The sequence below is a fragment of the Sphingobacterium sp. GW821-FHT03E03 genome (genome assembly GCF_059420745.1).
This window is the reverse complement of the sequence record NZ_JBWKUH010000001.1, coordinates 715,183-735,603: the sequence shown is the minus strand read 5'-3', so window position 1 is coordinate 735,603 and position 20,421 is coordinate 715,183. Positions and strand designations below refer to the sequence as shown.

General features: G+C 39.7%; 17 protein-coding genes and 1 tRNA gene. 11 read left to right on the top strand and 7 right to left on the bottom strand.

What is annotated here, in order from left to right:
• Positions 1-9: 9 nt before the first annotated feature.
• On the bottom strand, positions 10-984 hold the full coding sequence (locus tag AC07UV_RS02970; RefSeq protein ID WP_495182687.1) for a fumarylacetoacetate hydrolase family protein: 975 nt from the start codon (positions 982-984) through the stop codon (positions 10-12).
• Positions 985-1,297: 313 nt separating this feature from the next.
• Here AC07UV_RS02970 and AC07UV_RS02965 point away from each other — a divergent pair, with 313 nt between their 5' ends.
• The 8 genes from AC07UV_RS02965 (at position 1,298) to AC07UV_RS02930 (ending at position 11,307) form a co-directional block, all read left to right on the top strand.
• Positions 1,298-2,455 carry a homogentisate 1,2-dioxygenase gene (locus AC07UV_RS02965; RefSeq protein WP_495182686.1) on the top strand — a complete coding sequence of 386 codons (1,158 nt, stop codon included), beginning with the start codon at positions 1,298-1,300 and terminating at the stop codon, positions 2,453-2,455.
• 29 nt (positions 2,456-2,484) lie between these two features.
• Positions 2,485-3,612, top strand: a complete 1,128-nt coding sequence (hppD, locus tag AC07UV_RS02960) for a 4-hydroxyphenylpyruvate dioxygenase (RefSeq protein ID WP_120260669.1) — start codon at positions 2,485-2,487, stop codon at positions 3,610-3,612.
• Positions 3,584-4,852 (top strand): Glu/Leu/Phe/Val dehydrogenase dimerization domain-containing protein, encoded by a 1,269-nt coding sequence (locus AC07UV_RS02955; RefSeq protein ID WP_495182685.1) that lies wholly within the window; start codon positions 3,584-3,586, stop codon positions 4,850-4,852. The genes hppD and AC07UV_RS02955 overlap by 29 nt, the downstream gene beginning before the upstream one ends.
• A 789-nt stretch (positions 4,853-5,641) precedes the next feature.
• A complete protein-coding gene (locus AC07UV_RS02950; RefSeq protein ID WP_495182684.1) occupies positions 5,642-6,421 on the top strand; it encodes an N-formylglutamate amidohydrolase in 780 nt (259 codons plus the stop codon).
• Positions 6,411-8,243: a peptidase MATCAP family protein gene (locus tag AC07UV_RS02945; RefSeq protein ID WP_495182683.1), complete on the top strand. Its 1,833-nt coding sequence runs from the start codon at positions 6,411-6,413 to the stop codon at positions 8,241-8,243. Before AC07UV_RS02950 ends, AC07UV_RS02945 begins: the two co-directional genes overlap by 11 nt.
• Before the next feature lie 13 nt (positions 8,244-8,256).
• A complete protein-coding gene (locus tag AC07UV_RS02940) occupies positions 8,257-9,270 on the top strand; it encodes an ATP-grasp domain-containing protein (protein ID WP_282253483.1) in 1,014 nt (337 codons plus the stop codon).
• A gap of 243 nt (positions 9,271-9,513) precedes the next feature.
• The gene (gene lplA / locus AC07UV_RS02935; protein WP_495182682.1) at positions 9,514-10,497 is read left to right on the top strand and encodes a lipoate--protein ligase; all 984 of its coding nucleotides are present in this window, start codon (positions 9,514-9,516) and stop codon (positions 10,495-10,497) included.
• A gap of 42 nt (positions 10,498-10,539) precedes the next feature.
• Positions 10,540-11,307: a methyltransferase domain-containing protein gene (locus AC07UV_RS02930; RefSeq protein ID WP_282253485.1), complete on the top strand. Its 768-nt coding sequence runs from the start codon at positions 10,540-10,542 to the stop codon at positions 11,305-11,307.
• Positions 11,308-11,328: 21 nt separating this feature from the next.
• Here the strand turns inward: AC07UV_RS02930 and ybaK are convergent, their stop codons facing one another.
• Positions 11,329-11,805 carry a Cys-tRNA(Pro) deacylase gene (gene ybaK / locus AC07UV_RS02925; protein WP_495182681.1) on the bottom strand — a complete coding sequence of 159 codons (477 nt, stop codon included), beginning with the start codon at positions 11,803-11,805 and terminating at the stop codon, positions 11,329-11,331.
• Positions 11,806-11,816: 11 nt separating this feature from the next.
• Positions 11,817-13,475, bottom strand: a complete 1,659-nt coding sequence (locus tag AC07UV_RS02920; RefSeq protein ID WP_495182733.1) for a DNA polymerase/3'-5' exonuclease PolX — start codon at positions 13,473-13,475, stop codon at positions 11,817-11,819.
• 259 nt (positions 13,476-13,734) lie between these two features.
• On the opposite strand from AC07UV_RS02920, the gene AC07UV_RS02915 reads away from it, so the two are divergent.
• On the top strand, positions 13,735-14,859 hold the full coding sequence (locus AC07UV_RS02915; protein WP_495182680.1) for a lipid II:glycine glycyltransferase FemX: 1,125 nt from the start codon (positions 13,735-13,737) through the stop codon (positions 14,857-14,859).
• A gap of 3 nt (positions 14,860-14,862) precedes the next feature.
• Here AC07UV_RS02915 and AC07UV_RS02910 read toward each other — a convergent pair whose 3' ends face one another.
• A complete protein-coding gene (locus tag AC07UV_RS02910; RefSeq protein WP_495182679.1) occupies positions 14,863-16,056 on the bottom strand; it encodes a BamA/TamA family outer membrane protein in 1,194 nt (397 codons plus the stop codon).
• 352 nt (positions 16,057-16,408) lie between these two features.
• On the opposite strand from AC07UV_RS02910, the gene AC07UV_RS02905 reads away from it, so the two are divergent.
• Positions 16,409-16,837 (top strand): nuclear transport factor 2 family protein, encoded by a 429-nt coding sequence (locus AC07UV_RS02905; RefSeq protein WP_120260678.1) that lies wholly within the window; start codon positions 16,409-16,411, stop codon positions 16,835-16,837.
• A gap of 94 nt (positions 16,838-16,931) precedes the next feature.
• Here AC07UV_RS02905 and AC07UV_RS02900 read toward each other — a convergent pair.
• The 3 genes from AC07UV_RS02900 to AC07UV_RS02890 all read right to left on the bottom strand — a co-directional run bounded on the left by AC07UV_RS02900 (position 16,932) and on the right by AC07UV_RS02890 (position 18,238).
• Positions 16,932-17,005, bottom strand: a tRNA-Ala gene (locus tag AC07UV_RS02900).
• Between the two features lie 78 nt (positions 17,006-17,083).
• Entirely contained in the window at positions 17,084-17,833 is a 750-nt protein-coding gene (gene bla / locus AC07UV_RS02895; RefSeq protein WP_495182678.1) for a BlaB/IND/MUS family subclass B1 metallo-beta-lactamase, read from the bottom strand.
• Positions 17,834-17,899: 66 nt separating this feature from the next.
• Complete coding sequence (locus tag AC07UV_RS02890) at positions 17,900-18,238, bottom strand: cupin domain-containing protein (RefSeq protein WP_286858667.1); 339 nt, start codon at positions 18,236-18,238, stop codon at positions 17,900-17,902.
• A 199-nt stretch (positions 18,239-18,437) separates the two neighbouring features.
• Here AC07UV_RS02890 and AC07UV_RS02885 point away from each other — a divergent pair, with 199 nt between their 5' ends.
• Entirely contained in the window at positions 18,438-20,378 is a 1,941-nt protein-coding gene (locus tag AC07UV_RS02885) for an AAA domain-containing protein (RefSeq protein WP_495182677.1), read from the top strand.
• Positions 20,379-20,421 lie beyond the last annotated feature (43 nt).

Here is a 20,421-nt window from a genome sequence, read left to right as displayed (position 1 = left end):
TGAATAGATTTATTGTTGGTATAATACTACGGAATTGGAAAGTTTGCCCAAGCCAGTTATTTCTAGCTCGACCTGATCGCCTACCTGTAGCCATTGATCCTGATGAGCGGGATTCTCCATGCGCCCAGTGCCGTTGAGTTCTAAAAAACATCCCGTTCCAACTGTTCCCGAACCGATCACATCACCCGGAAAGAGACGTACACCATAGGAAACGCGCTCGATAATTTCGGCAAATGTCCAGTGCATTGTAGCAAAATTACCGGAAGAAACCTGCTGACCATTCACGCGGCATGACATGTCGAGATTGTATCTGTCACCAATATGATCTCCTGAAGAATTAATTTTATAAGGTTCCAATTCGTCCTTGGTGACTAACCATGGGCCAATTGCCGTAGCAAAATCCTTTCCTTTGGCGGGCCCCAAGCTTAATTTCATCTCGTCCATTTGGAGTTTTCGTGCGCTAAAATCATTCATGATCATGTATCCGGCAATATATTTATCAGCCTCTGAGGCAGGGATATTTATACCTGTTTTATTGATTACGATGGCCACTTCAAGTTCAAAATCCAGTTGCTCAAGATGCAGTGGCATACATTGTATCGGGCCGGGACCTTGTATGGCCTGATGATTGGAGAAGTAAAAAACGGGAAATTCATCGAATTCCGGAATCATATCCAGTCCGCGGTTTCTTCTTGACGTCGCTACGTGCTGCCGAAAAGCATAGGCATCACGCACTGATGTCGGATGAGGTATCGGTGCAACAAGCTGACTATCTTGCAATAACTGGTAAGGTCTGGACATACGTCCCTCCAGCAATGCACTGTGATAATACACTAAATCGTTTATGGCTTCATCTCCACGGATCAAAAAATCAGCCATATCGGTCGGAAGGGAAAGGGCTATCTCCGAGCAGGTGTATACCCGGTCATTGATTATAATGCCTAATTCATGTTGGCCATTTTTCGTGCACGTAACAATTCTCATATCGGAATATTCTATTGGTTATTCAATCTTTGAATGCGACACAAATATATCGTATAAGTTTTGAAAAAAATATTTCTTCGCTTGAAAACAGAAAAATATTCTTACCTTTATTATAACATTATAAACTAGTAAAAATGATCAATCGTGGAATACATCGCTTTGCGTCATCCATGCCCTATATTGCTTTTAATAGAGCAATTATAGCTGATATCATTTTTGCCCAATACTAATCCCCTCGAATTTTTTGCCAATCGATGCTATTGGCAACGTTGATATTCATTTATTTTTTATAACCGTTTTAAATTGTAGAATTATGCCATTTTATGTTAAACAAGGGCAAATTCCAACACAGCGACATACTGTCTTTAGAAAGCCCGATCATACGCTCTATGCTGAAGAATTGGTTTCTACCCATGGCTTTTCCAGTCTTTATTCGCTCGTGTATCATTGCCACCCGCCTACGTTGGTCAAACAGATCCGTGAACCCTATGATGTTACTCCAAAGATTGCCCGTGAAAAACATCTTAAACATACCAGTTTAAAAGGATTTCAGGTTAAGGCCAAAGATGATTATCTGGAAAGCCGCACACCTGTTCTGGTCAACCAGGATCTACACATTTCGCTGGCTGCCCCCCGTCAGTCCATGACGGATTATTTTTATAAAAATAGCCAGGCCGATGAGATTATTTTCGTGCACCATGGAACAGGGAAACTCAAGACAGGATACGGAAATATTTCTTTTCAGTATGGTGATTATCTGGTTGTCCCAAGGGGTACAATTTACCAGATGGAATTTGATCAGACTGACAACCGATTATTTATTGTTGAATCGTTTTCCCCGGTACGTACGCCAAAGCGGTATCGGAATGAATTTGGTCAGCTGATGGAGCATGCTCCCTTTTTTGAACGGGATATCCGTGTACCACAGGATCTGGAAACTTTTGACCAGCTTGGTGATTTTGAGGTGAAAATCAAGAAACAGGGATTGATTTATCCTTACATCTATGGAAGCCACCCTTTTGATTTTATTGGTTGGGATGGCTATCATTTCCCTTGGGCATTTTCCATTCATGACTTTATGCCAATTACCGGAAAATTGCATCAGCCACCACCTGTTCATCAGACTTTTGAGACCGATGCCTTTGTGTTGTGTAGTTTTTGTCCACGTCTGTATGACTATCATCCAAAAGCTGTACCTGCGCCTTATAACCACAGCAATGTAGACTCGGATGAAGTGCTGTATTACGTGGATGGTGATTTTATGAGCCGGAAATCGGTTGAAAAAGGACAGATTACATTACACCCGGGCGGTATCCCGCATGGACCACACCCTGGTACGGTGGAAAAGAGTATCGGGCAAGTTAAAACCGAGGAACTAGCGGTCATGATCGATCCTTTCCGTCCCCTGATGCTGACCGAAGAAGCGTTAAAAATTGAAGATCCCGATTACTTTAAATCCTGGATGAGTTAAATTAAATACGAATAACCTTTATATAAATTATGGCAAATACATTTGCAGAGAAGATTGCCCAAGCGCAAGATTTTCTACCTATTAATGGAACCGATTACATTGAATTTTATGTGGGGAATGCGAAGCAGGCCGCACATTATTACAAAACTGCCTTTGGTTTTCAGTCGGAGGCTTATGCAGGACCCGAGACCGGTATTAGAGACCGTGCATCTTATGTCCTAAAACAAGATAAAATAAGACTGGTGCTGACCACAGCGCTTAAATCAGACCATCCTATTGCTGAGCATGTCAAAAAGCATGGCGATGGCGTCAAAATACTGGCTTTATGGGTTGATGATGCCCGCAAATCATTTGAGGAAACCACCAAACGGGGGGCGAAAGTCTATCAGGAACCGCAACTGCTCAAAGATGAACAAGGGGAGGTCTGGACTGCAGGGATATACACTTATGGAGAAACGGTACACCTTTTTGTGGAGCGGAAGAACTACAATGGTTTATTTATGCCCGGATATGAAAAATGGGAAAGTGACTATAATCCAGCAGAGACTGGTTTGCTCTATGTCGATCATTGTGTAGGCAATGTAGGCTGGAATAAAATGAATGAAACGGTTCAATGGTATCAGGATGTGATGGGCTTTGTCAACATCCTGTCCTTTGATGATAAGCAGATCAATACCGAATATTCGGCATTGATGAGTAAGGTGATGAGTAATGGCAATGGCTATGTAAAATTTCCGATCAATGAACCTGCAGAAGGGAAAAAGAAATCTCAAATTGAGGAATATCTTGAATTCTATGAGGGTGAAGGTGTGCAGCATGCGGCATTGGCAACGAAGGATATTGTACGTACGGTGCGGGAACTTAAATCCAGAGGGGTTGAATTTTTAGGAGCTCCTCCAGAAGCCTATTATGACATGTTACCGGAAAGGGTTGGCGCAATAGATGAGGAAATCCGGATTATCCAAGAGCTGGGTATTTTGGTGGATCGCGACGAAGAAGGGTATCTCCTTCAGATTTTTACCAAACCTGTAGAAGATAGACCTACCTTATTCTACGAGATTATTCAACGAAAAGGCGCACAGAGTTTTGGTGCGGGTAATTTTAAGGCACTTTTTGAAGCAATCGAACGTGAACAGGAACGCAGAGGTAATCTATAAGGATATGTTGGGTATGAAAGAATTATTGCGGGCATTTGAGCACAGAAGTCCAGAAATCGTATTTGAGTGGAAAGATAGTGAAACTGATGCCAAAGGATGGATTGTTATCAATTCTTTGCGGGGTGGTGCAGCGGGTGGAGGCACACGGATGCGCGCCGGCCTGGATCGGCATGAAGTAGAGTCCCTTGCTAAAACAATGGAAGTAAAGTTTACGGTTTCAGGCCCCGCTATCGGTGGTGCCAAATCTGGTATCGACTTTGACCCACATGATCCACGCAAAAATGAGGTTTTAGACCGTTGGTTTAAGGTGGTGACACCGTTATTAAAAAATTACTATGGTACTGGAGGGGATCTTAATATCGATGAAATCCATGATGTCATTCCATTGACTGAAGAATATGGCCTATGGCATCCACAGGAAGGTATCTTGAATGGACATTTTAAGGTAAATGAGAGCAACCGTATCCACCAAATAGGACAGTTGCGCTATGGAGTGTCCAAAGTGTTGGAAGATAATACCTACAGTCCGGATTTAAAGCGTAAATATAAGGTTGCAGACATGATAACAGGCTATGGAGTTTCTGAATCTATCCGCCATTATTATCAACTTTTTGGAAGTGACTGTATAGGAAAACGTGCAGTCATCCAAGGCTGGGGAAATGTTGCCGCCGCCGCAGCTTTCTACCTCTCTAAGCTGGGCGTGAAAATTGTTGGAATTATCGATCGGGCTGGTGGTTTAATTAATCGGGAAGGTTTCAGCGAAGCGGAGATTACACAATTATTCCTGAATCGCAAGGGAAATGAGCTTAATTCACCGGATTTGATGTCTTTTGAGCAGATTCAGAAAGAAATATGGGGATTAAAGACCGATATCTTTGTTCCAGCAGCAGCATCACGTTTGGTTTCAAAAGATCAGATCCAACAGCTCATGGAAAACGGGCTTGAAGTCATTGCTTCTGGTGCAAATGTACCTTTTGCTGATCAGGAAATATTCTATGGACCAGTGATGGAGTTTGCTGATCAGCATGTTGCGGTGATACCTGATTTTATCGCTAATTGTGGTATGGCAAGGGTATTTGCGTATTTAATGCAGCGAAATATAGAAATGAGTGATGATGCGATCTTCTCTGACGTTTCAAAGGTGATTTTTGAAGCTTTGAAAAAAATAAGGGATTCTTCCGCAGATCGTACACAGATATCTTCGAGAGCGTATGAAATCGCATTGAAACAATTGGTCTGATTCTTTTACGGGAGTCGTTAAACGAAAAACACTTGAAGCGGGGAACTTCAAGTGTTTTAACTAACCAATTATTAACCTAAATTTATGAATGCTTAAAACAGTACAATACCTGTGCCAAAACTTATTTACCTAAGATGAATAAATTGTCATTTTTTTGTTAACTTATAATTTCGCTCTTATTTTGGATAAATCGCTGAAGTCGTTAATTCTAAAAAGCTAATGCTCGATTGAATCCATCCTGGGTGGTGGATGTGTTAAAGGATGCAGATATACCAAGTGTTATTACCGTTTTATTTTTATAAACTGTTGATAAACAGAAACTCCTGAAGCGGGGAGCAACAGGAGTTTTCCTAACCAATTATTAACCTAAATTTATGAAAAGTACAAGTATAACGTGATGAGAATATAAAATGTTTCAACTATTTTCACTTTTTTAGATTTTTTAACATTTTTTAGTATTTCTATATTGATTTTCAGTAAAATATTCTAATATTTATATTCTTTTCGTATTAGAAAATAAAAAACCTATTAGCGGGGACTAACAGGTTTTTTATAAACTAACTAATTATTAACCTAAATTTATGAAACTAGTAAACAACTTTCAATAAGAATGCCAGCGCATAAACCAATCAGTAGGTTTAACGATTTTTAACGCTTTCTATGGCTAATACGTCGGTACTTCCTTGTACCGAGGCTTTAGTATTTTATTTTTCAAACCTTTTATCGCTTGTAAGCGTTTACTTATTCAGAGTAAGCAAATAATCATTAAAACTGTTTAATATAAAGTACATGTCCTTATCCTATCTATATCAATTCGAAAATCAGAGAAGCCCTTTTTGGGCTTTTGCTATCCACGATGGTCATCATATCGATTCGGATTTAGAACCGTATTTGCATATTTCTCCCGAAGATCGCTTACGTGAGGAGGATCCATATACGGCAATTTTGGCAGAATTGCCCTTTAACCGCTTTGTTTGTGGCACATCGAGGTTTCAATTGGATTTAAATAGGAATAAGGAGGGAGCCATCTATCTGACGCCCGACCAGTCTTGGGGAATTCAGGTCTGGAGGACAGATTTACCACAACATATAAAAGATCAACTGTACGAATCTTATGACATGTTGTACCGCAAAATAACGCAGCAGATTCAAAACACCATTGACCGCTATGGTTATTTTGTTGTTTATGATATTCATAGTTATAATGCATTCCGAGATGGACCGTCGACTATGATCGACAAAGTAAACAATCCACAGATTAATATTGGAACAGCAAACAACCACAGCAAATGGCAGGAATTGACCAGCTCATTTATGGATGTACTTCGTACTGGTAAGGATGGGCAGGCTTATGATGTACGTGAGAATGTTAAATTTAAGGGCGGCTTTTTGTCATCTTATTTAAATGAGCAATTCGGCGATAAGGGTTGTGTTTTCTCTATTGAGTTTCGCAAGGACTTTATGAATGAATGGACAGGAGAGGTCTACCCCCAAAAGTTACAGGAATATAAACAACTTTTAATGCAAAGCATTGACACCCTCGAATCCTATTTTGCCTATGAAAGATAATGCGAAGCAGCTAGCGGGTATTCTAAAAAAAATCAAGAATAAGGAGGTTTTTCATATTCAGATACCACCAAAAAATAAAATGGTATTCAATCAGGTGGTACCTTATTTATTTTTGTATCGACAGTTTTTTAGTCCAGATCCGATGCTAGCGGAATTGGTAAAATCCGAACCGGCATATTTTAAGGTGAAAGATCCGGAAATGAATGTATCGGACTGGATCGCACCAATACTTAATCAGTTCGTCGAAGAATTTGGTGCCTGTCTTATCATAGAAGCTTGGACCGCAAGCCAGGGACAAGAGGAAGATATTCAGATTCATATTGCCCGGAAAAATGTACAATCCATTGCACAATATCTCGGAAAGCAATTGGAGACGGAGGAATCTATTGCTAAAGTCGAAATTGCGACCGATTCAAAAACCAATGCGACACAGAGTCTCTCTCCGGCGAGCATACAATTGGATAAATTAAATAGCAATATCTTGTATATGGGATTAGAAATCAAACCGAAGTATCTGCTGGGGGCCAACCAGCAAATACTTCCCATTGATCTTCGCCATTTTCGTGAGGCTATATCCCGAAGTTTATCTAAAACATTTTTTGAGTTTATTCGCATACATACCTTGTCAAAACCAACATCATTTAAAATTAGTCATCCCAAAAAGATGCTCCCTTTGGCCTGGGAAATTGACCAGAAATTGGCACGCGAAAGTCAACGGTTTGATTTTCTACTGTTGGTGACACCGACAAATTCCTACGACGCCTGGCTACAATTCAAAAAGGGGAATTATCGTAAGGTTCCTGTTTTTCATTATAGGCCCATGCCGATTGATCCCGATATTATTAAACGCAATCTCTATAATTTACATATTGAAGACCTTTATGACCCTTCCATCGCTTATTTGTTTCGGGATAAACGCAAAGAGCTTGATCAGATGATGAGCATGCTGAGCGAACGGGGAAAAGAGGGATTTTTACTCGGCAGCATGCAGGTGTTTGGTACCGTCAACGAAAAGCTGTTGGAAAAAGCGCAAGCCATATTAACAATTACAGCGGCGGACAGAGAACATCGTACAAAGGAAGAGGATATCGTCTATGCAGAAGAGTTTGCGAAACTAGCACAGGAAGAACTGGATTATTTAAAAAGCCAGGATCCTAATTTTGGTACGACTGTACGGCTTCGGGATGATATCTATGGAGTGATGGTGAATCAAGGGGTCTTAAATATCAGTAAACAATATAGTCTACCCCGACATCGGGTACAGGCATTGATCCAGCATGAAGTTGGGACACATATCGTTACCTACTATAATGGCAAACAACAGCCCTTCAGTCTTTTTAGGTTAGGAGTTCCAGGATATGAGAAGCTTCAGGAGGGATTGGCTGTACTCGCCGAGTACTTGGTTGGTGGCTTGACGAATAATCGATTACGCATATTAGCCGGTAGGGTGGTAGCGGTATATCACATGCAACAGGGAAACACTTTTTTAGATACATTCGCGCTGTTGGTAGATAAATATCAGTTTCTGCCAGAAACGGCTTTTCAGATGACCATGCGTGTTTTTAGAAGCGGAGGGCTTACGAAAGATGCCTTATACCTCAGTGGTTTGATCGAATTGATAAATTATATAAAAAGTGGTCGGGATCTCACCTTGCTGACTATGGGCAAGATCAGGGAAGATTATATCCCAATAGTCGAAGAATTAATGCTTAAGGGTGTATTGAATGCACCGGTGTTAACACCCAAATACTTGACCTCACCCTATAAAGATGTATTAACCAACCTCAAGAAAAGTAAAGGAATATTTCAGATGATACAATAATTAACGACACTATATGAAGATAGCATTTGTTATTAATCAGACACATAAAGAAACTGAACGTTTCACAACAACCCTGCTCGCATTGAAGGCACATCAGCTAGGGCATGCAATTTATTACATCGGACTGGCCGATTTTTATTATGAATCTGCCCATATTGCCGCCCATGTGCGTGAGGTACTTCCTACACAACAGATTACCTCTGCAAAACAGTTGATGGAGGTGTTGAGAGCTACAGCAAAGACAAAAATGGAATTGGAGAAGATGGATGTGATTTGGCTTAGATTCGATCCTGTTTTGGATATGGTGAATAGACCCTGGGCAGCTTCATCCGCGCTGCAGTTCGCCTCCTTATTAAAAGAAAAAGGTGTACAGGTCATTAACGATCCAGATAGTTTGGGCCGGGCAAGTAATAAATTGTATCTCGAGGGGTTTGACGAGTCTATCCGACCCAAAACAATTGTAACCAGAAATTATGCTGATGTTGTCGAGTTTTTTGAGCAGCAAAATAAACTGATTATTTTAAAACCTTTAAAGGGGTCTGGTGGGAAAAATGTGTTTTTGATTAATAAAGATAATCAACAGAATCTAAAGCAAACGGTGGAGGCGATTGCCAGGGATGGCTATGTGATTGGACAGGAGTATCTGCCCGAAGCAGCTGCCGGTGATATCCGTTTTTTTCTGTTGAATGGTGAACCCGTCTCCATCAATGGAAAATATGCTGCTGTTCATCGTGTTCAGCAGGGGAATGAGATCCGGAGCAATGTACATCAAGGGGCAAAAACTCAAGCCGCGATAATCTCGCCGGAGCTGCTACTTATGGTTGATAAAATCAAAGACAAATTGATACAGGATGGAATGTATTTTGTTGGTTTGGATATCGTGGGCGATCGTATTATGGAAATTAATGTTTTTAGTCCGGGAGCTTTATGCCAAACAGAAGAGATTGTAAAAGAAGACTTTTCCGCATTGATTATCAAAAATCTTGAAGAAAAAATAGGATCTGCTAGAAATTCATCGGGTGTATAGTAAGGCGGTTATATGTAATTGGTTTTATAATAAGGGGGCAAAGATCAATAATTGAATGGGCTGTCTAAAAGCATTCCTAATCCTGAAAACTATGTTGTTTTTAGCGTCATTTGAAATCTCTTGGCGGTAATTAGGATTGTTGTAATAGGAAACTGACAAAACGCGGGATTGATGAAAATTATGAGTTTGAGATGAATCAAGGCATTTAAATTCTTGTTAATTTTAAGAAAATATAAAAATACGATGTTTATTATTGATTCGCCTTCACATGATGCCTATTTCAATATTGCTTCTGAGGAATACCTGCTCACGAAATATCCTAAAGAACCCATTTTCTTATTGTACATGAATGATCCGTCAATTATTATCGGTAAATTTCAGAATACTTTGGCTGAAATTAACCTTGATTATGTAAATGATAATAAGATTAAGGTCGTTAGGAGAATGTCTGGCGGTGGTGCCGTATATCATGATTTAGGGAATCTCAATTTCTCCTTCCACACCCTATTGGGAAATCTCGATTTTATGGATTTTTCTACTTTCACGCAACCCATTGTTTCTGTTTTGAACAAATTGAATATTCCGGCAAAACTGGAGGGAAGAAATGACCTGTTGGTGGATGGAAAGAAGTTTAGTGGAAATGCTAAGCTCGCAAAAAATGGTAAAATGGTTCAGCACGGTACTATTTTAATTGATTCACAGATGCAGATTTTGAGTGATGCATTGAAGGTAAACCCGCTTAAATTTGTCGATAAAGCTGTCAAGTCCAACCGTGCCAGAGTAACAAATCTGATCGGTTATCTACCTCAGGGTTTTACAACGGTAAAATTTAAGGAACTCTTGATCGCAGAGATGCAGCGTGAAAATCCGGATGCGAAGGTCATTCATTTCTCTGCAACTGATATCCAGAATATCGAACATCTGGTGAAGGAAAAATATGAAACCTGGGACTGGAATTTCGGTTTCTCTCCGAATTATAATTTTAAAAAGGCAATCAAGATACCCGCCGGTTTTATAGAATTACATTTAGATGTACATAAAGGTTATATTGAGCATGCCAAGATTTTCGGGGATTTTTTTGCTTCTGAATCTATTCATGAAGTGGAGCAACTATTGGTTGGAAAAAAACATCAATTGGAAGAAATCAGGCTGCTGTTGGAAGCCATAGATCTAACTTCGTATTTTGGAAAAGTTGATGTTGCTGAAATTTTGGAGCTATTTAAATAACAAATGTTCTATTATCCCATTGGGATTTAAATAAAAAATATTATGCCTTGGAATCCAGTTGTATATAATCAGTTTAAAGACATTCGTTTCAAACCCTTTTTTGATCTATCTGAATTAATAGCTTCTGAAGCAATGATGAAAGCAGTGGATCTCGGATGTGGAACCGGTGAGCAAACAGCTATTTTGAGCGATAAATTTCCACAAGCTACATTTCTCGGAATAGATGCATCTCCGGAAATGCTATCGATGAGTCGTAAACTTGAACATGAACACCTGAAATTTGAAAATAGTAGTGTTGAAAAATTTCTGAAGACAGCGGGTTCATGGGATTTGATATTCAGTAATGCGGCATTGCAATGGCTGGATGATCACCAAATGCTTTTTCCGCATCTCATTTCCAAATTGAGTAGCGGCGGACAATTGGCAATTCAGATGCCTTACCAGCCAGAAAATGTCTTAAATAAATTGCTATTTGAGCTGGCTGGTGAAGAACCTTACCGAAGTTATTTGGATGGTTGGAATAGGGCTTCATCGGTGCTAAGTATAGATGACTATGCACAGATTTTATTTCATGCAGGCTTGGAGGAATTGGATCTTTCGCTTCGTATATACCCAATTATTGCCGCGGAAGTGGATGTACTTTATAACTTTATTTCCGGATCGGCATTGATCCCTTATATTGAGCGATTGGACGAAGATAAAAGACCTGCTTTCATTGAGGCTTTTAAGATACGTATTAAACAGTATTTTTCCAGATTCCCCGCGATATATCCGTTTAAACGTATTTTGTTGTATGGACGAAAGAGCTGACATCGAGCGAGGATGTTCGTGTTAAATGCTGATCAAATCTGAACAGATCGCTTTGGTCATCGTTGCTAAATCGTTGGGATTTAATATCATTTGAAGGCCTCGTTTTCCCGCGCTCACAGAAATTTCTGTTTCCAATTGAGCTGCTTCCTCAATAAATGTTGGAAATAGTTTTTTCATGCCAATAGGTGAGCAGCCACCGCGGATATAGCCCGTTACAGCTAGGAGATCCTTCATAGGGAGCATTTCACAATTTTTATTACCTGATGCTTTAGCGATCTTTTTTAAGTCAAGTTGGGCATTTCCGGGAATTACAGCAACAATGTAAGGGTCTATATTTCCTTTCAATACTAAAGTCTTATAAAGTGTTTCAGGTAATAGACCCAATGACAAGGCAACATGTTCGGCACTGACATCATGGTCATCCACCTCGTATTCTCTTAATTCATAGTTTACTTTTGCCGTATCCAACAAGCGGACTGCATTGGTTTTATGCGACATAATAAGCTTTATTAAGATCTACGATTGGAAAAATAGTTTGTAATATCTGTCAAGGAGTATGTATTCAGACAATTTTTTGCTTCCAGGCCACCTTTCTGTGCAACAAAAATACCATACTGCATGTCCAGTAGACCCTCAGTGCGATGCGCATCGGGGTTAATGGATAACAATACACCTTTTTCCACAGCATAGCGATGCCATCTCCAATCTAAATCTAGCCTTAAAGGATTTGCATTAATTTCAATGACGACCTTATTCGCGGCGCAGGCATCAATTATTTTTTTAAAGTCGAGTGGATAGCCCGATCTACTTAATAAAAGACGGCCCGTTGGATGTCCCAAAATTGTTGTATATGGGTTTTCAATTGCTTTAATCAATCTGGCGGTTGCTTTTTCCTCATCCATCTTTAAGTTGGAGTGAACAGAGGCGACAACAAAGTCAAATTGTGCTAGTACCTCATCGGGGTAGTCCAGTGATCCGTCGCTTAGAATATCGGATTCTATCCCTTTAAAGATTTTAAAAGGTGCTAGTTTTTCATTTAAGCTGGCAATTTCTTTCCATTGCTCTTCCAATCTTTCGATGGAAAGACCATTTGCATAAACAGCCGTTCTGGAGTGATCACATATTCCGAGATATTCGAGACCTAATGCATCTTTACAATAAAGAGCCATTTGCTCCAAGGTATGCACACCATCACTATAAGTTGAGTGGTTGTGCAATGTCCCTTTGAGATCTTTAAATTGGATTAATTGAGTTAAAGTATGGTTCTGGGCGCGTTCAATTTCGTCAAGACCCTCGCGCAATTCAGGTTCAATATAATCAAGCCTTAAGTTACGATAGATAGCTTCTTCACTGGAAAGTGAAGGTAAGTCAGGAAGAATATTGAATAAGAGATCCAAGTGTGCGGTCGATCCTGTACTGAGAATAAGGTCTCGATAAAAATCATTGATATTCGTACTGAAAACCTTGAATGTAAAACCTAATTCATCGGTAATTTCCAGTGAATTCTCTGTTTTCTCCACCAATGTATAATCACCTAGGAATTTCTCCACCGCTTCTATACTTTCGGAAATGAGTAGATCTACTGTGCTTAACACCTCGCATTTTCTTCTAAAATCTCCGGTAAAGGATAGGAGAGACGAGGGGAAATGTGTTTTTAAAATAGCGTAAAATGTATCAGCTTGGGACAATACTTTGGCGTATAGGAACCACCCCTGATTGGATATCGAAAATTCGATGGACTTCTTTATTTCTTCCTGCGTTTTTAAGCCAAATCCTTTAGCTTCAACTAGACGGTTTTCATTGCAGGCATACAGTAGTTCGCCTACACTTTCAATCCCAAGGTCTTGCCAGATAATCTGAACCTTTTTTGGACCAAGACCCTTTATGGTTAACATTTCAACAACTCCTGATGGAGTATTCGCCAATAGGACCTGGAGTTCCTTAAACGTTCCGGTTTGTGCGACCTCTTTCGCTTTTTCGGCGGTACTTTTTCCCATGCCTGGCTGTGCGCTCAATTCTTCAAGCGAGGCGTCATCGATACGAAAGGGCAATTTGTCCAATTTAAAAGATGCACTAGCCATAGCCTTTGTTCGGAATGGATTTTCGTTGTGAAGTTCCATTAATTGGCTACACAATTTAAAAATTTTAGAGATCGCTTTATTGTCCATCATTGTCGGTGAGTTGTTAGGCTACAAATATCCTAAATTTTGAGCCAAAATACCAACCAAGTCGATAATATAATGCCGTTAAATAATGTGAAAAAGATGATTTTTGTCGAAATCATTCACTGTTTTTTAAAATTAACAACAAAGTGACAAATGACAGCCCGCGTAACCGGGTATTTTGGCTAAGTTTGCCGTTTTTGGGTGTTGAAATCGATAAGGTTTATCGTGTTTTCTGAAAATATCCGACAACAATAGGAATGTTATGATAGCAGATATAAATGACAAAGAAGTAAGTGGTCTCTACAAGACAGGTATTATTCAACAGACGGCCTATTGGTCTGCTGTGAAAAAGATGCAGGGGATAGAATCGAAGGCTTTTAATTTCAAATCGAAGCACTCTGATCTTTATATCGGAGTGGAAGACGATACCTATTTTGTAGGGGATCTATTGATTATTATTCAGGCAGTGGATCATGAGCATAGCATCGCGTATGTACCATATGGTCCTGAAATAGAACCATCAGAAGAAAATCAAGGGTCGTTTTTAGAGCAGCTTTCGGAGAGTTTACGTTCTTACTTGCCGCCCAATTGTATTATGATACGATATGATCTGTCCTGGGAATCCCATTGGGCAAAAGATGATGACTGTTATGACCTCTACGGCAATTGGTTAGGCGTTCCTGAAAAACGTATTCAGGAAATGCGCTTTAATTTTAATACTGAAAATTGGAATTTTCATAAAGCGAATACAGATATTCTTCCCTCTAATACCATTTTTATGAACCTTAGAAAAGAGGAAGATCTTCTGTTGGCCAATATGAAATCAAAGACGCGTTACAATATTCATTTGGCTGAAAGGAAAGGCGTAAAGGTTCGTTCTCTTGGTTTAGAGAGCCTGGAGATCTGGTATGAGTTATATCGGCAGACTGCGCTTCGTAATAATTTTTTCTTGCATGATATCAACTATTTCAAGATTGTACTATCTGCCAAGGCAAATGATACTTTGTCTCCAGCAGATGTTTATTTACTGGTTGCCGAGGTGGACAATCAACCTTTGGCTGCAATGTTTCTAGTAATTGCTGCAAATCGGGGAACCTATCTTTATGGTGCCTCCGCTTCCGAGAATCGCAATTATATGGCTACTTATGCCTTGCAATGGCGTGCCATGCAGATAGCAAAGGAGAAAGGCTGTGCGGAATATGATTTCTTTGGCGTATCACCTCAGGCAGATCCTTCACATCCATTATACGGACTTTATAGATTTAAAACGGGTTTTGGTGGTGAGATCTATCATCGAATGGGCTGTTGGGATTATCCATTAGATAATAAGAAGTATCGGTATTATGCCTCCATGGAGTTTAAAAATCAAAGTTATCATTTGAGTTAAGTGTTAAAATACTTCACCCAGGGTCAATCTTACTCCACGGTGATTGGTGCTGACACCATAATCTATGCCGATGTTGGTGCCCGAGTTCTTGTTAAATTTAATTCTGGCGCCAGCACCAGTACCGATGTTCCAGTCTGCAAACATGCTATTTTTTGGTCCGTTGACGGTTGTGAAATTTATAAAAGCCACAAAACCGAATAAACCATCGCTGCTGATGTCACGGCGGTACTCTGTTTCCAGATAATACAACGATTTGCCACGGAACCGACTTACGGGAAACCCTCTTCCGGAACTATTGTAAGGATCCCACCCCAAATTAGGTAAATCGAGGTAAGGTGCTTTGCTATTGAATACAGTCCAGAAAAAGCTACGCACAGCAATCATATTCTGCTTATTCGCATCCTGGGTCAAGCGATGGTATCTCCTGATTTCAAGGAATAAGGACTTCCAATTTTGATCGCTTCCCATGAAAACAGGGTTAAGGCGGAATTGTAGATTGGCATAGTTGCCAGACCAGGTATTAATAGAATTCGCACGTGTATCATAAATGAGATTGAGACTAAGGCCCGAAGAAACAGTATGATCTTTTAAATCCGTGCCATAAGGGTAGGAGGTATACTCGTCAAGTGGGATCGCACTCGTGGATTTGATATTCATGCGGTAATCCAGATCATAGCCAATGCCCATAAACAGTCCGCCGTGGATTCTTTTTAGCGCATGTTGATATAGTCTAAAATAAGTATAATCCAAATTGATCTGTTGGTCTCCGTGATGCTCTTTGCCTATTCCCCAAGTCTCATGTGGGTATTTTAATAGCCTGATATCACCATCGATAACCCAAGTATTATCTTTTAACCAGACATAGGAGCGGATGGGGAGGCCGAATCGCTTTCCAAAATTGGTGTATGGAGTGAAAGTAACTTTAGACATATAGGTACTTTTACGCTCACCAAGATAAAACCCTGCTGTGGTACTCGTAATTAAAGCGTGTCCTCCTCCTGGTACATTTGTCGAAAATGGCAGAAATGAAAAGTAAAACTTTTTTCCGGTACTATCGACAGATTGTGGTGGCTTAATCTTGAGAATATCTTTTCCGATATCGATCAGGTCCCTTTGTTTACTTGTATCTGCGATATGCTCAGTGATTTCTATTTCATTGACAGGGCGCTGCGCATAGAGCTCAGATTGAAATATCACCAATAAAAATGTTAAAGTAGCAAGCTGATATAAAAAAAGATGCTGTCTGTCGTAGTGTGTCATGAACGCATGCAATCTAAGAGGAATTGTACAGAATTACAATATTGTAAAGAATATTTTATCTATTCTGTCGCGTTTTGGCTATAAAGGGAATAAGTTCAAATTTCATTCACCTAGAAAAAAATAGCGTTTACCGATTTTAATGTAATGTTAATCTAAATGTAATAGAATCAACACATCAGTTGTCTTAAATTTGAATCAGAAAATAAATAAGAAAAAAGTGCAACAAATTTAGATTGTCTTCGACAATAGGATAAGAAAATATACTAATACATTATAAAATAGAAAAGATATGAAAACTTTAGTAAAAACATTTGTAGCGGCAGCAATGATAGCAATCTCTACCTGTTCAATGGCTTCGGTTAAACCAGAAGAACGTAATTTAATTACAGCTGATTTGGCAATTGATGAATATGTTGGCGCAATGACCGAAGGTCAGGTAGCGAATTTAGATAAGCTATTCACTTCTGATTTTAATCAGAAAATCTGTGGTAAACAAGATTTAAATCACAGCCGATCGGAGATGATCGAGTTCTTGAAAAAACAAAAAGGAATAAAAATGAACTGTAAAACAACAACGCAGATCGTTGAAGAATTACCAGATTATGCTATTGCGAAAGTAACCATGCAATTTGATGGTTTCTCTAAGACCGATTTGATCACACTTGTGAAGGAAAACGGTGCATGGAAAGTTTCTAAATCAGTTAATTCTTACAAATAGGAATTACTGCCGCAAATTGAAATGATGTTTCGGGAAACTGAGCAATGTATAAAAACAAAAGAGGCTACTTTTCACAAGTAGCCTCTTTTGTTTGTGGAGCATATCAGGATCGAACTGATCACCTCTTCACTGCCAGCGAAGCGCTCTAGCCAGATGAGCTAATGCCCCCTTTGTTTTTTCTGTCGCTAAGATAATACCTTTTTTGTAAAAACAAAATTGCTTTTTTATTTTTTTAAGTATTATTATTTATTGCTTCTCGGTAAGTAATTCTTCTGTACGTTGTATCTGCTGATTATCCTTCCATCCATCATGTCCAGGAATAACCATCTTTATATGGGGATACTTCGCTAATAATCTGGCTAATGCAGGCTTCCAGGCTTTGACGTCACCATCAACAATATTACCTAAATTTTTTGCCTCCGAGCTTTTGATAAAGCAACCCCCATCCAGAATTTGATAGTCCGGAAACCAGACAACGACATTATCCAAAGAATGCCCGGCTCCAAAAAAGTTCAAAACGAAGGACTGACCACCGACTTTATAGGTCTTGTTGATTTTGACGAGATGCGTAGCTTGGGCTTTATGATTTGCCTTAAGCAGGTCGTTGGTCATTTTTGTCACATAAGTTGGAATGCCGATACGATTATAATATGCAAACCCTCCCGCGCGATCCTCATGCCAATGTGTGGCATATACCGCAATGACAGGTAGTTGATGCTTTTGTTTAATACTGTCCAAAAGCGGTTGATATTGTGTCGAGTCCCAAGGCGTATCAAATAGAATAACACCCTTCTTGGTGATTAGATAGACCGCATTAGCGGCATATTTGGTGCCCTCAAAGGTATTGTAAGTCGTATAAAGATATAGCTGTGAATTGATCTTTTCAATGGATAATGGTTTTTCCTGTGCGCGCAAAGATGACAATACACAGCAAGAAAGACCGAAAAGTAGTGTAGCTACTTTTGCGGAGAAGAGCGAAATAGTATTTTTGAACATAAGTAAATAAACGATTGTTCGGAACGAATATTGTTGAGTTGGACCTGTTAAATTCCTTTTTTTTGGCTACAACGATGTAACGAAATCTTCCCGATGTGGAGTGAAAGAATCTATCAATTCGCCTTCTTCAAGACATTCACAGCCGTGGATTAAATTTGGGTAAATGATACAGGAATCACCTACGGTTAAAATTTCATCTGTGCCATCAATGTGGTACCTGAACTTTCCGGCGCTGACATAAGATATTTGTGTATGTGGGTGTTGATGTGGGGCACCGATTGCACCTTTTTGAAAACGTACTTTCATTAACATCAATTCATCATTATAGACTAATATTTTACGTTGTACACCATCGCCTAGATCCGTCCAGCTCTGCGCTTTATCGTGTAGGAATATCTCACTCATTTTAATCACTTTTATTTTGAAAAATTAATCAACAAATCTTTATTACCAATGATAGGAAATAAATACGACTTTTGTAGCTCAGCTTGAGAACTTCTTGATAAGTGTACAGCGTTGGTGAGAAAATATCCCGATTTTCTTAGGAAAAATAGAAGAACATGGATGAACTGATCGGTAAAGTATTTGAAAAAACTGTTACTTTGTGTCTGATCAAAGCGAATGTACTGATATGAATTATTTCGACGAACTTATTACGTTATTACATGAAGAACAGCAATATGATAAGATGCAGCATGAAGCATTATTATTGAAAAGCAGTTTAAATGAAAGAAGAATGCAGGGGGTGACCTGGTTTCCTATTCAGATCACGGATAGCGAACTAGGGCGGGGAGATTATCTGTCAGTTAGTTTAAAAAAAACAAATCACCTCGATGTAGATCATCGGTTTCGTTTTGGGATGCCTGTTTCTCTATTTTCAAACCATGACCCAAATGCGGACAGAATAGATGGCATTATATCTTCAGTTAATAAGGAAGGTATGCGGATTTCATTTCGTGTAGATGAGCTGCCGGATTGGAGTAGAAGAGGGAAACTTGGTGTGGACTTATTATTTGACGAGCACTCATACCGTGAAATGGCGAATGCATTGCGGCAGGCAAAGGAGCTCGCGACTGATCCGCGACAAGGTACATTGATCAGAAAGCTTATTGGTGGGGAACAATTATATATCGGAAAAAAAGATACATTTTTTGAGTATCCAGATCTCAATGCCAGCCAAAATAGTGCTGTTCAAGAGGTCTTAGCTACAACAGATATCGCACTTTTACATGGCCCTCCGGGGACTGGGAAAACGACAACATTGATCAAGGCAATAGCCGCTTTGTTAAAGAGCAATAACAAGCAGATATTAGTCGTGGCCCCGAGCAATACTGCAGTTGATTTATTGACTGAGCGTTTAGATGCTGCAGGAATATCTGTCACTCGGATAGGTAATCCGGTTAAAGTATCTGAACATCTACAGGAGTTGACCCTTGATAGCAGAATAGATCGCCATAGCGCGAATAAGGATATAAAGGCCTTGCAAAAGCAAGTTCGAACCTATACGGATATGGCCCAGAAATATAAACGCAATTTTGGCAAGGCCGAGCGCGAACAAAGGAAAGCATTGTTCGACGAAGCTTACAGAATTCGAAAAGATGTTGATAAGATTCAGGATTTTATCGTAGCGGATATTCTCGATTGCTCTAAGGTGATAACCGCGACGCTAGTAGGAGCAAATCAAGATGTTATACGAAACCGAAGATATGAGACGGTTGTTATTGACGAGGCTGCTCAAGCACTGGAGCCTGCCTGTTGGATTCCGATATTAAAGGCAGACAAATTGGTATTGGCTGGGGATCATTGTCAACTCTCACCAACAGTGAAATCAAATAAAGGTATATACAATAAACTTAGTAATACGCTGTTTGAAAAACTCATCGATCTTTATCCCGAAGCGGTTTCGTTGCTTGATATCCAATATCGAATGAACGAACAGATTATGAATTATCCTTCCTCAGCTTTATATGGAGGTCTCTTGAAAGCTGATCGTTCTGTTGCGCATTGGACAATAGCAAACGATACGGAACCGATTGTATATATTGACACAGCTGGGGCAGGTTTTGAGGAAACCGAAAGTGATGGTGCGATCTATAATCTCGGGGAGGCCAGTTTTCTGAAATCTCATTTAAAGACAGCCATCGCAACTTGGGTACGATCTTCTCCAATCGAACAATGGCCTAGTATTGGGATAATAGCACCTTACCGTAAACAAGTGTCTGTATTAAAGGAAATGTTGGAGCAGGATGAGGAATTACGGCCGTATGCTGCTATTATCAAAGTACAAACCATTGATAGTTTTCAGGGGCAGGAGAAAGATATTATTTATATCAGTTTGACGCGAAGTAATAACGAACAACAGATTGGGTTTTTATCCGATGTGCGACGGATGAATGTCGCCATGACAAGGGCCAAAAAGAAGTTGGTCGTCATTGGTGATAGTGCAACGATAGGGATTCATTCATTCTACCAGAAATTTATTGTTTACGCAGAAAATCTTGGTCACTACCATAGTGTTTGGGAATGGGATATTGCGGAGATGTAATCGGAAAAGGGACTGCGATGAAGTTCTTTACGCAGTCCCTCTC

Coding starts and splice junctions, on each gene's coding strand:
- AC07UV_RS02890 (WP_286858667.1), bottom strand. CDS start 18,238: ATGAGTGAGATATTCCTACACGATAAAGCGCAGAGCTGGACGGATCTA.
- bla (WP_495182678.1), bottom strand. CDS start 17,833: ATGTTCAAAAATACTATTTCGCTCTTCTCCGCAAAAGTAGCTACACTA.
- AC07UV_RS02950 (WP_495182684.1), top strand. CDS start 5,642: ATGTCCTTATCCTATCTATATCAATTCGAAAATCAGAGAAGCCCTTTT.
- AC07UV_RS02930 (WP_282253485.1), top strand. CDS start 10,540: ATGCCTTGGAATCCAGTTGTATATAATCAGTTTAAAGACATTCGTTTC.
- AC07UV_RS02920 (WP_495182733.1), bottom strand. CDS start 13,475: ATGGACAATAAAGCGATCTCTAAAATTTTTAAATTGTGTAGCCAATTA.
- AC07UV_RS02915 (WP_495182680.1), top strand. CDS start 13,735: ATGATAGCAGATATAAATGACAAAGAAGTAAGTGGTCTCTACAAGACA.
- AC07UV_RS02945 (WP_495182683.1), top strand. CDS start 6,411: ATGAAAGATAATGCGAAGCAGCTAGCGGGTATTCTAAAAAAAATCAAG.
- AC07UV_RS02965 (WP_495182686.1), top strand. CDS start 1,298: ATGCCATTTTATGTTAAACAAGGGCAAATTCCAACACAGCGACATACT.
- hppD (WP_120260669.1), top strand. CDS start 2,485: ATGGCAAATACATTTGCAGAGAAGATTGCCCAAGCGCAAGATTTTCTA.
- AC07UV_RS02970 (WP_495182687.1), bottom strand. CDS start 984: ATGAGAATTGTTACGTGCACGAAAAATGGCCAACATGAATTAGGCATT.
- AC07UV_RS02940 (WP_282253483.1), top strand. CDS start 8,257: ATGAAGATAGCATTTGTTATTAATCAGACACATAAAGAAACTGAACGT.
- ybaK (WP_495182681.1), bottom strand. CDS start 11,805: ATGTCGCATAAAACCAATGCAGTCCGCTTGTTGGATACGGCAAAAGTA.
- lplA (WP_495182682.1), top strand. CDS start 9,514: ATGTTTATTATTGATTCGCCTTCACATGATGCCTATTTCAATATTGCT.
- AC07UV_RS02905 (WP_120260678.1), top strand. CDS start 16,409: ATGAAAACTTTAGTAAAAACATTTGTAGCGGCAGCAATGATAGCAATC.